Here is a 13,285-nt window from a genome sequence, read left to right as displayed (position 1 = left end):
ACGGCAGGGGTCACACCGCCGGGGTGATGCGGCTGGCGCGGATGACCGCCGGCGTGCGCCGCAGGTTGCGCAGGGCGGCTTCCACATGGGCCTGGTCGCGCACGGCGACGATGAAGCGCAGGTCCGTGGTGTCCAGTGCCACCTCATCGTCCATGTCCACATGGGTGATGTCGGCCTCGGCGCTCGCCAGGTCGGCGGCCACGCGGGCCAATACGCCCTTGCTGTTGGTGATGGTGACGACGATGCCGGTCTCGAACATGCGCACCGGCTCGTCGGCCCAGTCCACCGCGATGAAGCGCTCACTGTCCTTGTGCTGCAGGCGCTTGGCCACGCCGCAGTGGGCGTTGTGCACCACCAGGCCTTCGCCGCGGCCCAGGTAGCCGACGATGCTGTCGCCCGGCACGGGGCGGCAGCAATGGGCGTACTGTACCGAGGCGTTTTCGCTGCCGTCCAGGGTGACGGCGCCCTGCGACAGCCGTTCGTGCGAGGTATAGCGCTCGCGGCTGAGCAGCAGGGCGTCGGGCCGGTGGCCGTGCTCGGTCATCAGCACCATGAGCCGTTTGGCCACGATGCTGGCAATGCGCTTGCCCAGGCCCAGGTCGGTCATCAGCTCGGTGCGCGTGCGGTTGCCCGTGAAGCGCAGCAGCTTGTCCCACATCGGCTGGGTTTCGGCATTCACGGGCGGCAATTGCTCCAGGCCTTCCGCACGGATGGCCTGGGTCAGCAGCTTCTCGCCCAGGCCTTCGGACTCGGCATGCGCCAGGGTCTTGAGGTAGTGGCGGATCTTGGAGCGCGCGCGGCCGGTGCGCACGAATCCCAGCCACGCCGGGTTGGGAGTGGAGACCGGGGCGGTGATGATTTCTACCACGTCGCCGTTCTTGAGCTCGGTGCGCAGCGGCACCTGCTCGTTGTTGATCTTGGCGGCCGTGGTGCGGTCGCCCACATTGCTGTGGATTGCATAGGCGAAGTCCACCACCGTGGCGCCCCGGGGCAAGGCCATTATCTGGCTCTTGGGGGTGAACACGTAGACCGCGTCGGGGAACAGGTCCACCTTGACGTGGTCCCAGAACTCGGCGGCATCGCGCGTCTCGTTCTGGATGTCCAGCAGCGACTGCAGCCACTTGGTGCCCAGGCGCTCGGCCGCCGTGCCATCGCCATCCTGTGCCTTGTACAGCCAGTGCGCGGCCACGCCGGCCTCGGCGATGACGTGCATCTCCTCGGTGCGCATCTGGAACTCGATGTTCACGCCTGAGGGGCCGACCAGCGTGGTGTGCAGCGACTGGTAGCCATTGAGCTTGGCGATCGCGATGTGGTCCTTGAACTTGCCCGGCACCGGCTTGTACATCTGGTGCAGCACCCCGAGGGCCGTGTAGCAGTCGGTCACCGTGGGCACGATGACGCGAAAGCCGTACATGTCCGTCACCTGGGCAAAGCTCAGGTGCTTCTGGTCCATCTTCTGGTAGATGGCGTAGAGCGTCTTTTCGCGCCCGGCCAGGCGCACCTGCATGCCGATGCGCGAGAAGGCGGCATCCACTTCGCTTTGCACGCGCTGCACCAGGTCGCGGCGGCGGTTGCGCGATTTGTTCACCGCCTTGGCCAGCGTGGCGTAGCGCCAGGGATGCAGGTGGCGGAACGACAGGTCCTGCAGCTCGCGGTAGGTCTGGTTCAGGCCCAGGCGGTGGGCGATGGGGGCGTAGATCTCCAGCGTTTCCGAGGAGATGCGGCCCCACTTGCTGCGCGGCATGTCCGACAGGGTGCGCATGTTGTGCGTGCGGTCGGCCAGCTTGATGAGGATGACGCGCACATCGCGCGCCATGGCCAGCAGCATCTTGCGGAACGACTCGGCCTGGTTCTCTTCGCGCGTGTTGAACTGCAGCTTGTCCAGTTTGGTGAGCCCGTCCACCAGCTCGGCCACGGGGGCGCCGAAGCGCTCGATCAGGTCCACCTTGGTGACGCCGCAGTCCTCCATGGCGTCGTGCAGCAGCGCCGCCATCAGGGCCTGGGCGTCGAGCTTCCAGGTGGCGCACTGGGCCGCCACGGCAATCGGGTGGGTGATGTAGGGCTCGCCGCTGTTGCGCAACTGGCCCAGGTGGGCCTCGTCGGCGAAGCGGTAGGCCTGGCGCACCTGCTCGATGCTGTGGGCGTCCAGGTAGTCCAGGTTGTCGGTGAGCGCGGCAAAGCTGGCGGCCGCTGCATTGGCCGCCGCGGCCGATGCACTGGCTGGCGCGTGGGTGTCGCCAGGCCGGGCAGCCGCTGCCGAGGGAGTGTTGAACACCGCGTTCATGCCTTAAATGTAGCGCGGGTACGCCATGCGGGTCGGCAAGGCAAAAAAAAGCACCGCATGGCAGCGGTGCTCTCGGGGGCCGGGGCCCTGTCGGTCAATCAACCAGGAACCTTCTTGAGCATCTCCAGGCCGACCTTGCCTTCGGCGATCTCGCGCAGGGCGGTCACGGCAGGCTTGTTGCGGCTTTCGATGCGCGGGGCATGGCCCTGGCTCAGCATGCGGGCACGGTAGGTGGCCGCCAGCACGAGCTGGAAGCGGTTGGGGATCTTTTCCAGACAGTCTTCTACGGTGATGCGTGCCATCGGTGTACTCCGGGGATTCAGGTGATATTGAGCGACTGGAAGGTGTCAGCGCGGGCGCGGCGCTGCGCGGCGTACTTCAGGCGCTGGGCGTGAACGACGGCCTTCAGGTCGAAAAGCGCGCGCTCGAACAGTTCGTTGATTATAACGAAGTCGAATTTGCCCACCTCCGCCATCTCGGTGGCGGCGTTCTTCAGGCGCACCTCGATCACCTCGGGCGAATCTTCGCCCCGGCGCTCCAGGCGCGAGCGCAGTTCTTCCCAGCTCGGCGGCAGGATGAACACCAGGATGGCATTGGCGAAGGCCTGGCGGATCTGCAGCGCGCCCTGGAAGTCGATCTCCAGGATCACGTCCGAGCCCTGGGCGATGCGCTCCTCGATCGCCTTCTTGGAGGTGCCATAGCGGTTGCCATGCACATGGGCCCATTCGACGAAGGCATTGGCCTCGACCATGGCGTCGAACTCGGACTGCGAGGCGAAATAGTAGTCGCGGCCGTGCTTTTCCTGCCCGCGCGGGGCGCGCGTGGTGTGCGAGATGGACAGGTGGACGTGCGAGTCCAGTTCCAGCAAGGCCTTGACCAGGCTGGATTTGCCGGCGCCGCTGGGGGCCGCCACTACGAAAAGGTTTCCTGGGTAGTCCATAGATGAAGGTGTGCGCCGGGCGCTCAAACCATGAATGTCATTCGATATTTTGCACCTGCTCGCGCATCTGCTCGATCAGGACCTTCATGTCCACGCTGATGCGCGTGAGGTCCAGTGCGGCCGACTTGGAGCCCAGCGTGTTGGCTTCGCGGTGCAGCTCCTGGATCAGGAAATCGAGGCGCTTGCCGACCTCGCCGCCCTTCTTGAGCAGGCGCTCGATCTCGTCCAGGTGCGAATCCAGGCGGGTGATCTCCTCGGCCACGTCGATGCGGATGGCAAAGGCGGTCGCCTCGGTCAGGGCACGGTCGCGGGCGGCCTCGGGCGGCGTGGCGCCGTCGGTCAGGGCCATGGCCTCCTTCCAGCGCTCCATGAAGCGCTGGCGCTGCTGTTCCACGAGCAGGGGCACCATGGGCACGGCCTGCTGGGCCAGTTCGCGCAGCTGCTTGACGCGGTCCTGCAGCATGGCGGCCAGGCGCTTGCCTTCGCGCTCGCGGGCGGACAGCAGCGCCGTGAGGGCTTCTTCGGCCAGGGCGGGCACGGCCTCGCTCCAGTCCTCGTTGCCCGCATGGGCGTTGGCGCACAGGCGCAGTGCGTCGGCCACGCTCAGGGGCGCGGCATTGGGCAGCCAGGACTTGACCGAGTCCTGCAGGGAATTGAGGCGCTGCAGCAGGCGGGCAGGGGGGTCCTGCAGCGTGTTGCTGTCTTCGTTCTCCAGCGCGGCGCGCACTTCCACCTTGCCGCGCTTGAGCTTGGCGGTCAGCAGGGTCCGCAGGGCGGGCTCCATGGCGCGCAGTTCGTCGGGCAACCTGAACGACAGGTCCAGGAAGCGGCTGTTGACCGAGCGGATCTCCAGCCCCAGGCGGCGCGCCTGGGTGGCACGGCCCTCGGTTTCAGCGCCGGCGGCGGATGTGCCGTGCTGCGCGCTGGCATAGCCGGTCATGCTGTAAACTGGCATTGGACTTTTTGATGGTTGCTTGCGATCCGGCGATTATCCGGGTTCCGCCTTACCCCCGAGTCATCTTCGCAAAATATGTCAAAAATCAAACCGGCCCCCTTGCCACCCGATACCGCGATTGGTGGTTACCGTGTGGTGCGCCGGTTGTCGTCCGGTGGTTTCGGGGTGGTTTACCTGGCCCTCGATACCGAAGGCCAGCAGGTCGCCATCAAGGAATACCTGCCCTCGTCCCTGGCCACGCGCGCCCCGGGCGAGCTGCTGCCCAAGGTGCAGTCCGAAAAGCTCTCGCTGTACCGCCTGGGCCTCAAGAGCTTCTTTGAAGAAGGCCGGGCGCTCGCGCAGATCTCGCACGCTTCGGTGGTGAGCGTGCTCAACTTCTTCCGCGAGAACGAAACCGTCTACATGGTGATGAACTACCTGGAGGGCGCGACCCTGCAGGACTTCATCATCACCGCGCGCGACCTGAAGACGCAGAAGGTCTTCCGCGAATCGACCATCCGCTCGCTCTTCGACGAAGTGCTGCGCGGCCTGCGCATCGTGCACCAGCACAAGATGCTGCACCTCGACATCAAGCCGGCCAACATCTTCATCACCGACGACAACAAGGCCGTGATGATCGACTTCGGTGCCGCGCGCGAGGTGCTGTCCAAGGAAGGCAACTTCATCCGCCCCATGTACACGCCCGGCTTTGCCGCGCCCGAGATGTACCGGCGCGACTCGTCCATGGGCCCGTGGACCGACATCTACGCCATCGGCGCCTGCATCTATGCCTGCATGCAGGGCTTTCCGCCCAATGAAGCGCCCCAGCGCATCGAGAAGGACCGCCTCTCGCTGGCGCTGACCAAGCTGCGTGGCGTGTACTCCGACAACCTGATCGAGGTGGTGGAGTGGTGCATGGCGCTCGATCCGCTGTCGCGCCCGCAGTCGGTGTTCGCCCTGCAAAAGGAACTCAGCCGCGAAGGCGAGCGCCGCTACACCAAGCTCACGGTGGCCGAGAAGATGCGCCTGCAGCTCGATACCCTGGTGTCCGACACCAAGAAGAATGTGCAGAAGGTGGGTGAAGCCACCGGGATCGGAGCGAAACCCAAATGAAAACGACCCACGCAAAGCGGGCTCGGGCAGGGTGCAGTTTCAGTAACGATGCATGGGTGCATCCTTGTTTGCGTGGGTCACTATGAAGTTCTCCGTATTCCAGATCAGCCGCCGCGGCGGCCGCGAGAAGAACGAAGACCGCATGGGCTATTGCTACACGCGCGAGTCGGGCCTGTTCGTGCTGGCCGACGGCATGGGCGGCCACCCCGAGGGTGAGGTGGCGGCGCAGATCGCGCTGCAGACCGTCTCGGCGCTGTTCCAGCGCGAGGCCAAGCCCCAGCTCAAGGACGTGCAGGAATTTCTCTCCGGTGCCTTGCTGGCCGCGCACCACCAGATCCTGCGCTACGCCACCGACAAGGGCATGCTGGACACGCCGCGCACCACGCTGGTAGCGGCCGTGGTGCAGGCCGGCACGGCCACCTGGATCCACTGCGGCGACTCGCGCCTGTACATGGTGCGCGACGGCGACCTGCTCACGCGCACGCGTGACCACTCGTACATGGAGTTGCGCAACAACCCGCCACCGGGGCTGGAGCGCATCAACCGCAACGTGCTGTTCACCTGCCTGGGCTCGCCCACCAAGCCCATCTACGACATCACCGGCCCGGTCTACCTGGAGCAGGGCGACCGCATCCTGCTGTGCTCCGATGGCCTGTGGGGCACGCTCAGCGATGAAGAGATCGCCAAGCAGATGGCCCAGCAGGCCGTGTCGCATGCCGTGCCCGAACTGGTGGAGGATGCGCTGCGCAAGGCCGGCGACAGCAGCGACAACGTGACCGTGGTGGCACTGGAGTGGGAGACGCCCGATGCCTTCGAGTCGACCCAGGGTGTGTCCACCGACAGCATCAGCGACGATGTGTTCGCCTCCACCATCCAGGCCGGCCCGCTCGACGGGCTGGTGGACGATCTGGACGACGAGGCCATCGAGCGCTCGATCGCCGAGATCAACGAAGCCATCCGCCGCTCCGCCGCGCGCAAAGCCTGATCGGGCGTGCAGCGCTGCATGGGCTTGCATGCGGCGCCAGGCCCGGGCGACCCCGGAGGCCTCCAAGGCCCTCCTTCTTTTGACACCGGAAACACCATGACCGCTTTCACCCGCACCGGCGCCCGCGCCGCCGACCAGCTGCGCCCCGTGCGCATCACGCGCCACTACACCATGCATGCCGAGGGCTCGGTGCTGATCGAGTTCGGCAACACCAAGGTGCTGTGCACCGCCTCGGTGGAAGAGCGCGTGCCCCCGCACAAGCGCGGCAGCGGCGAAGGCTGGGTGACGGCCGAGTACGGCATGCTGCCGCGCGCCACCCACAGCCGCAGCGACCGCGAGGCCGCACGCGGCAAGCAGAACGGCCGCACGCAGGAGATCCAGCGCCTCATCGGCCGCAGCCTGCGCGCGGTGTTCGACCTGAAGCTCCTGGGCGAGCGCACCATCCAGCTCGACTGCGACGTGATCCAGGCCGACGGTGGCACCCGCACGGCTGCCATCACCGGCGCCTGGGTGGCCGCGCAGGACGCGGTTACCAAGCTGCTGGCCGCCGGCAAGATCGCCAAGTCCCCGCTGGTCCAGCCCGTGGCCGCCATCTCGGTGGGCATCGTCGAAGGCACACCGCTGCTGGACCTGGAATACGTGGAAGACGTGGGCTGCGACACCGACATGAATGTGGTCATGACCGGTGCGGGACACTATGTGGAAGTGCAGGGCACGGCCGAAGGCGTGGCCTTCACGCGCAAGGAGATGGATGCGTTGTTGGCCCTGGCCGAAAAGGGCATTGCCGAGCTCATCACCCTGCAGCAGCAGGCGCTGCGCGACTGATCTCCCCCGGGCCGCACCTGCGGCACCGACCGACAACAACGATGTGTACGATGAAACTGGTTCTCGCCTCCAACAACCGCGGCAAGCTGGCCGAACTGCAGGCCATGCTGGCCCCCCTCTCGGTCGAGTTGGTGCGCCAGGGCGACCTGGGCGTGGGCGAGGCCAAGGAGCCCTTCCGCACCTTTGTCGAGAACGCCCTGGCCAAGGCACGTTTTGCCGCCGCCCACACGGGCCTGCCGGCCCTGGCCGATGACGCCGGCCTGTGCGTGGACGCCTTTGGCGGCCTGCCGGGGGTGGATACGGCCTATTACGCCACGCAGTTCGGCTACGAAAAGGGCGACGACACCAACGTGCGCGCCATCCTGGAGCAGATGCAGCACATCGACCAGCGCCGTGCCGCCATGGTCAGCACCCTGGTGGCGGTGCGCAGCCCCGAAGACCCCGAGCCCCTGATCGCCGTGGGCCGCGTGGTCGGCGAGATCACCCGCGAGCCGCGTGGCAGCAACGGCTTCGGCTTCGACCCCGTGATGTTCATCCCCGAGTTCGGCAAGACCTTTGCCGAGCTGCCCGTGGAGGTGAAGAACGCCCACAGCCACCGCGGCCGCTCGGCCCAGCAGATGCTGGCGCTGATGCGCGAGCGCTGGTTCTGAAACTCCGCGCCGGCGATTCCATGGCCCACATTCCCATCGTCCCCGACAGCGAGGCGGCACAGCCCGCCGTGGTGCGCGACATCCAGCACTACATGCGCGGCGGCCTGCTGCAGCTGCAGAGCCTGCCACCGCTGTCGCTGTACGTGCACCTGCCCTGGTGCATCCGCAAGTGCCCTTACTGCGACTTCAACTCGCACGAGTACCGCGGCGCTGCCACGGGGGCCGACGCAGCCCACGCCGCTCCGGGCGAGGTACCCGAGCAGCGCTACATCGATGCGCTGATGGCCGACCTGGAGGCTGCGCTGCCCCTCATCTGGGGGCGCTCGGTGCACAGCATCTTCATCGGCGGCGGAACACCCAGCCTGTTCTCGCCGCAGGCCATCGACCGGCTCATCGGCGATATCCGCGCGCGACTGCGCCTGGAGGCCGACTGCGAGATCACCATGGAGGCCAACCCCGGCACCTTCGAGAAGGATCGCTTCCGCGCCTTTCGCGGCGCGGGTGTCACGCGCCTGTCCATCGGCGTGCAAAGCTTCAACGACCGGCACCTGAAAGCCCTGGGCCGCGTGCACGACCGGGAGCAGGCCCTGGCCGCGGTGCAGGAGGCGGCCGAGGCCTTCGACACCTTCAACCTGGACATCATGTACGCGCTGCCCGGGCAGACACTGGCCGAGTTGGAGGAGGACGTGGGCCTGGCCCTGTCGCTCAAGCCGCCGCACATCTCGATCTACCACCTCACCATCGAGCCCAACACCTACTTCGCCAAGTACCCGCCGGCCATCCCCGAGGACGACCAGGCCTACGCCATGCTCGACCGCATCACCGAGATGACCGGGAAGGCCGGCATGGCGCGCTATGAGATTTCGGCCTACGCCCAGCCCGGGCACCAGTGCTTCCACAACACCAACTACTGGCAGTTCGGCGACTACCTGGGCATTGGCGCGGGGGCGCACAGCAAGCTCAGTTTTGCGCACCGCGTGGTGCGCCTGGTGCGCTTTCGCGACCCGGCGCGCTACATGGAGAACGCCCTGGCCGGCCATGCCGTTGCGCAGGACGAAGAGGTGCGCCGCGCCGACCTGCCGTTCGAGTACATGCTCAACGTCCTGCGCCTGCGCGCGGGCTTCGAGCTCAAGGACTTCACCGAGCGCACCGGCCTGCCCATCACCGCCATCGCCAAGGCGCTGGAGAAGGCCGAGGCCAAGGGCCTGATCGAGCGCAGCCTGGGTGGCCACGTGCGCCCCACCGAGCGGGGTTTCGACTTCTTGAGCGACCTGCAGGAGTTGTTCCTGGCCGACTGATTGATCGATTGATTGATGGGGGATCACCCCGCGCTGCGCTGCAGCCGCCACAGCGCAAGCAGCGAGGCCAGCGACAGGATCGAGATGCCAAAGGCCAGCCACAGGGCCGCGCGTGGCCCGGCCGATGTCATGATGGCTGCGAACGCAGGGGGCGCCGCAGCGAACGAGAGGTTCAGCGGCATGGCCAGCCGCGCCGAGGCGCGCGCGTAGGCGCCGGCCGGAAAGATCTGCAGCGGCAGCGTGGCCCGGTTCACGGCGATCACCCCGCCCGCCACGCCATAGACCACGGCGAACAGCAGGGCGCCGGTGAAGCTGCTGGTCTGCAGCAGCACGATGAAGCTCAGCGGGAACAGCGCCGACGCGGCCAGGCCCAAGGCGAAGCCCGACCAGCGTCCCCCGCCCACGAAGTCGAACAACCGCCCCGCCCACTGCGCGATGCCGATGAAGGATGCGGCCGCCAGCGCGCTGGCATGGCTGAGCCCTGCCGTTTCGAACAGGATGATGATGGTCAGTGCAAAGCCCCAGGTCACGAAGCCGTTGGAGGCAAAGGTCATGGCCAGCAGCACGAAGCGCGAGCGGTCGATGGGCACTGTCTCGGCGCCCGCCTGTGCCATGGCCTTTTCGCGGGGATGGCGGGCCAGCATCGCCCAATGCAGTGGCAGGCACACCAGCAGCATCAGTGCACCGAAGCACAGGGTGGCTGCGCGCCAGCCCCACTGCGCCTGCAGCAGCCCGGTGAGCGGCCAGAACAGGGTGGAGGTAAGCCCCCCGGCCAGGATCAGCACGCCGAGCGCCCGGCGCGCCTGGTCGCCTGCGATCTCGGTCACCGCGATCTGGGCGGGCGTGGTCAGCATGCCCGCGCCGGCCAGGCCCAGCAGCGTCCAGGCCAGCAGGTAGGAGACGGGGCCCTGGGCCAGGCCCACGAGCATGAGCCCCAGGGCGCCGAGCAGCGAGCCCAGCACCATCACCGGGCGTGCGCCATGGCGCTCGAACACCGCACCCAGCGGCCAGGACACCAGGGCCATCACGACCAGCATGGCGGTCGGCCCGGCCATCACCAGGGGCAGGGGCAGCCCCAGGTCGGCCGCCATGGCCGGGCCCGTGACGGCCGGCAGCCAGAAGGTGGAACCCCAGCCGATGAGCTGGGTGAGCGACAGCGCGGCGACGGCGCGGATGGTGGGGGTAGGGGCGGTGAGCGAGCGCAGGGGCATCGGACGGAGACCTGCGGCGCCGATGGAAGGAAGAAAGGAAGGAGAGGGGCGGCCGCCTCCCACATGATATCCCGCCGGGTGCCGCACCACGGCCGTCGGCTCAGCCGCAGCGCACCGCTGTGATCTTGCCGCTTGCGTCCGTCACCAGGTTCAGCCGCTCGCCATTGAACTCCATGGTCACGGGCTGGTTGTCGCGCAGCACGCGGGCCATGGCCGCGCCCGAGGCGACACGCGCCTGCTCCACCGTGCCTGCCGTCGGTGGCTTGCCTTTGGCGCCCTGGGCGGGTGCGGCATTGCACAGGCCCCCCTTGGGGCCGGGGCCGACCGAGGGCGTGTCGGCGACAGGCGGACGTGCCGGTGTACCGGCACAGCCTGCGAGCAGGGCCAGGGTGAGGCCCGCGAAGGCGGTGGCGAGCCGGGAGCCGTAGGGGTGGTGGTGCATGGAGTCTCCTGAAGGGAACGGGTGTACGCCCGCCACCATACCGCCTTGGGGGCCGTCCATTGGTGACGCCGCGTAACCGCTGCCACTGTGCCTACAGGAGCGGCCGCGCTGTGCAGGACGTTTCCTACACCGGCCCCCTCGGCTCTCCGACCCTGCGCTCGGGCTGAAAGTGCGCCAATGCAGCCATGGCCCTGTGTCAGCCCTGTTTTGCCGCACGCGAGGATGAAAACCATGCACTTCGAAGACCTTCAGATGAGGCGCCTTGACCCCATTGGCGAGCCCAATCCCCTGCAGATGGGCCAGCCCCTGCGTGCTGCTTCCCAGTCCCAGCAGAGCGAATACCTCATGGTGGGCCGCACCGACAGGGCCCATGTGCAGGTGGAGCCGCAGTTCGGCGACACGGTGGCTGGCGAGTTCCAGGCCATGGGCTGACCCCCTTGCAGGAGCACACCGCCATGTTTGCCGCCGTTGCCCATCCCGGCCCTCGCCAGCGCACCGTGCATGGGGAAGACACTGCTGTGCCCGGCAGCCTGATCCTGCACATTGCCCACGACGGCGCGCACAGCTACCGTGCGCGCATGTTCGATGAGCGCGACCAGGTCGGCACGGCCACCTACCACTCGCGCATCGACGAGGCCATCCGCTGGTATGGGGAGCATGCCCCTGTTGCCGGTATCCAGGCTTTTCGCATCTGGTACGGGGGCTGGTGTGCGGGCAGCTTCAGCCTGGCCGAAATGGAGCAGGGCGCCGATGGCATCGCTGAGCGCCTGCTGGTTCTGTCCATGGTGGCGCGCTGACCGGCGTGGGCGGCTGGCGCTGCTGCTTCACGGGGTCAGGTAGTAGTACCAGATCCAGGGGGCATAGACCAGGCTGGGAGCCCAGGCCACCACGATGATGCCGTTGTACCAGGGGCAGTTGTACCGGTCTGCGAAGTAGCCGTCGAAGGGGATGAAGGTGCCCGCCGTCGTGCAGCCCAGGGAGCCCGTGAGCTCCATGAAGGCGTCGTTGCGGGTCAGGTAACCGATCGACTGGGACCCCACCTGGTAAGTGTTGCCCGTGCTGGTGCTCAGCAGGTAGGTGTAGAAGTAGGTGGGCTCGACCACCAAGGCCTGGCTGGTCCCCTTGGCGGAGGGGCTGGCTGCTGGCCGCGCGATGGGGGGCAGCTGCACCGCATCGAGATCTGGTGCTTCGCCGGCCTGCGCCAGCGCACCGTGCAATACCACCAAGGTCCACAGCAACAAGAGCAGTTTCTTCATGGTATTCCCCCGGGAACAGGCCACCATGGTTGCACTCTCCGGGCAGCAGCGCAAGACCGTACGGCCAGTTTCTGCCCCGATCGAAGCTGACAGAAGGCTGTCACCCTGGCGCCAGTGCTGGTATAAACGCGCTCGGTCACCGGCCGCGAAGGCTCCGGTGCACCCACCACGACAAAGACCCGAGGAGACCCATGAACCCGAGCGCCGCTGCGACCCCTGTTCGCCCCTGGATTTTGAGCCCCGTTCTCTGGGCCGGCGCCTTGCTGGCCCTGCTGGGAACGGCGCAGGCGGCCCCTATCGTGGTCGGTCAGGTGGCGCCGCTGTCGGGCCTCAAGGCCAGCGACGGGCGGGGCTACTCGGCGGGCATGCAGATGTACTTCAACCATGTCAACAAGGCTGGAGGCATCAACGGCAACACCCTGGTGCTGGCGCGCAAGGACGATACCGGTCGCGCCGACCAGACCCTGGCCGCCACCCAGCAACTGCTGGCCGAGCAGCGCCCGCTGCTGCTGGCCGGCTACATGGGCGCCAGCAACCTGGCCGCGCTGCAGAAGTCGGGCCTGCTGGCCAGGGAGAAGATCGCCCTGGTGGGCTACCGCAGCAGCACCTTCCAGCCCGACTCGCCCCTGCTCTACAACGTGCGCGCCGGGCTGCGCGACGAAATCGGCAAGATCGCCGAGCACCTGGCCACCGTGGGCATCACCAAGCTCGGCCTGCTGTACGAGGAAGGTCCCGATGCTGCGACGCTGGTGGCCAGCGCCGAAGAGGCCGTGAAGAAGAATGGCGGCAGCCTCATGGCCAAGGGGTCCTACGAGATGGACACCCTGCGCATGGAGAACGCCAACAAGCTGCTGCAGGCGGCCAAGCCCCAGGCCATCATCCTCATCACCAGCGGCGCCGCGGCCTCGGCCTTCATCGAGAAGTACCGCCTGGAAGGCGGCACGGCACGGCTGTTCGCTTCGTCCGACGTGGACCTGGAGCAGTTGGCCAAGCGCCTGGCCGAAGAGCACATGCAGGGCATCTCCATTGCCCAGGTCACGCCCAACCCCTACCGCGCATCGAGCAAGCTGAGCAAGGAGTTCCGCGAGGTGCAGGCCAAGAGCGGTGACCCCGAAGTGCCCGTGAGCTACGCCATGATGGAGGGCTACATCGCCGCCAAGGTGATTGCCGAGGCCGCGCGCCGCGCCGGCGCCCGGCCCACGCGCGAGAACCTGGCCGCGGCCCTGGACAGCATCGACAGCCTGGACCTGGGCGGCTACACCGTGGGCTACCGCCCCGGCCAGCGCGGGGGCTCGCGCTTCGTGGAGCTGTCCATCGTGAGTGCGACCGGGCGCATCCGGCAGTAGC

At 67.4% G+C, this 13,285-nt stretch carries 15 protein-coding genes; 8 read left to right on the top strand and 7 right to left on the bottom strand.

What is annotated here, in order from left to right:
• Positions 1-10: 10 nt before the first annotated feature.
• The 4 genes from AC3WOH_RS27145 to AC3WOH_RS27130 form a co-directional block, all read right to left on the bottom strand.
• Complete coding sequence (locus tag AC3WOH_RS27145; RefSeq protein WP_492232415.1) at positions 11-2,284, bottom strand: RelA/SpoT family protein; 2,274 nt, start codon at positions 2,282-2,284, stop codon at positions 11-13.
• A 98-nt stretch (positions 2,285-2,382) separates the two neighbouring features.
• Positions 2,383-2,586: a DNA-directed RNA polymerase subunit omega gene (gene rpoZ / locus AC3WOH_RS27140; RefSeq protein WP_005794722.1), complete on the bottom strand. Its 204-nt coding sequence runs from the start codon at positions 2,584-2,586 to the stop codon at positions 2,383-2,385.
• A gap of 17 nt (positions 2,587-2,603) precedes the next feature.
• The gene (gene gmk, locus AC3WOH_RS27135) at positions 2,604-3,224 is read right to left on the bottom strand and encodes a guanylate kinase (protein WP_184857055.1); all 621 of its coding nucleotides are present in this window, start codon (positions 3,222-3,224) and stop codon (positions 2,604-2,606) included.
• Between the two features lie 37 nt (positions 3,225-3,261).
• Positions 3,262-4,179: a YicC/YloC family endoribonuclease gene (locus tag AC3WOH_RS27130; protein WP_492232414.1), complete on the bottom strand. Its 918-nt coding sequence runs from the start codon at positions 4,177-4,179 to the stop codon at positions 3,262-3,264.
• A gap of 75 nt (positions 4,180-4,254) precedes the next feature.
• Between AC3WOH_RS27130 and AC3WOH_RS27125 the strand changes: the two genes are divergently transcribed.
• The 5 genes from AC3WOH_RS27125 (at position 4,255) to hemW (ending at position 9,029) form a co-directional block, all read left to right on the top strand.
• Positions 4,255-5,271: a serine/threonine protein kinase gene (locus tag AC3WOH_RS27125; protein WP_007855567.1), complete on the top strand. Its 1,017-nt coding sequence runs from the start codon at positions 4,255-4,257 to the stop codon at positions 5,269-5,271.
• Between the two features lie 82 nt (positions 5,272-5,353).
• Positions 5,354-6,256 (top strand): PP2C family protein-serine/threonine phosphatase, encoded by a 903-nt coding sequence (locus tag AC3WOH_RS27120; protein WP_184857053.1) that lies wholly within the window; start codon positions 5,354-5,356, stop codon positions 6,254-6,256.
• A gap of 96 nt (positions 6,257-6,352) precedes the next feature.
• Complete coding sequence (rph, locus tag AC3WOH_RS27115) at positions 6,353-7,081, top strand: ribonuclease PH (protein WP_492232413.1); 729 nt, start codon at positions 6,353-6,355, stop codon at positions 7,079-7,081.
• Positions 7,082-7,131: 50 nt separating this feature from the next.
• Positions 7,132-7,731 carry an RdgB/HAM1 family non-canonical purine NTP pyrophosphatase gene (rdgB, locus tag AC3WOH_RS27110; protein ID WP_492232412.1) on the top strand — a complete coding sequence of 200 codons (600 nt, stop codon included), beginning with the start codon at positions 7,132-7,134 and terminating at the stop codon, positions 7,729-7,731.
• 20 nt (positions 7,732-7,751) lie between these two features.
• Positions 7,752-9,029, top strand: coding sequence for a radical SAM family heme chaperone HemW (hemW, locus tag AC3WOH_RS27105; RefSeq protein ID WP_492232411.1), 1,278 nt, complete (start codon positions 7,752-7,754; stop codon positions 9,027-9,029).
• Between the two features lie 23 nt (positions 9,030-9,052).
• On the opposite strand, the gene AC3WOH_RS27100 is transcribed toward hemW, so the two are convergent.
• Together AC3WOH_RS27100 and AC3WOH_RS27095 are read right to left on the bottom strand one after the other, a co-directional pair.
• Positions 9,053-10,240: an MFS transporter gene (locus AC3WOH_RS27100; RefSeq protein WP_492232410.1), complete on the bottom strand. Its 1,188-nt coding sequence runs from the start codon at positions 10,238-10,240 to the stop codon at positions 9,053-9,055.
• A gap of 100 nt (positions 10,241-10,340) precedes the next feature.
• A complete protein-coding gene (locus tag AC3WOH_RS27095; RefSeq protein WP_492232409.1) occupies positions 10,341-10,682 on the bottom strand; it encodes an I78 family peptidase inhibitor in 342 nt (113 codons plus the stop codon).
• A 252-nt stretch (positions 10,683-10,934) separates the two neighbouring features.
• Between AC3WOH_RS27095 and AC3WOH_RS27090 the strand changes: the two genes are divergently transcribed.
• Both AC3WOH_RS27090 and AC3WOH_RS27085 read left to right on the top strand, forming a co-directional pair.
• Entirely contained in the window at positions 10,935-11,114 is a 180-nt protein-coding gene (locus tag AC3WOH_RS27090; protein ID WP_492232408.1) for a hypothetical protein, read from the top strand.
• Between the two features lie 23 nt (positions 11,115-11,137).
• Positions 11,138-11,479, top strand: a complete 342-nt coding sequence (locus AC3WOH_RS27085; protein ID WP_492232407.1) for a hypothetical protein — start codon at positions 11,138-11,140, stop codon at positions 11,477-11,479.
• Between the two features lie 27 nt (positions 11,480-11,506).
• On the opposite strand, the gene AC3WOH_RS27080 is transcribed toward AC3WOH_RS27085, so the two are convergent.
• Complete coding sequence (locus AC3WOH_RS27080; RefSeq protein ID WP_492232406.1) at positions 11,507-11,938, bottom strand: hypothetical protein; 432 nt, start codon at positions 11,936-11,938, stop codon at positions 11,507-11,509.
• Between the two features lie 191 nt (positions 11,939-12,129).
• Here AC3WOH_RS27080 and AC3WOH_RS27075 point away from each other — a divergent pair, with 191 nt between their 5' ends.
• The gene (locus tag AC3WOH_RS27075; protein ID WP_492232405.1) at positions 12,130-13,284 is read left to right on the top strand and encodes an ABC transporter substrate-binding protein; all 1,155 of its coding nucleotides are present in this window, start codon (positions 12,130-12,132) and stop codon (positions 13,282-13,284) included.
• Position 13,285: the final 1 nt, after the last annotated feature.

Source organism: Acidovorax sp. FW305-C-20-28 (assembly GCF_058783375.1).
Note: the sequence above shows the minus strand (reverse complement) of the source record. Positions and strands in the feature narration are given on the sequence as shown.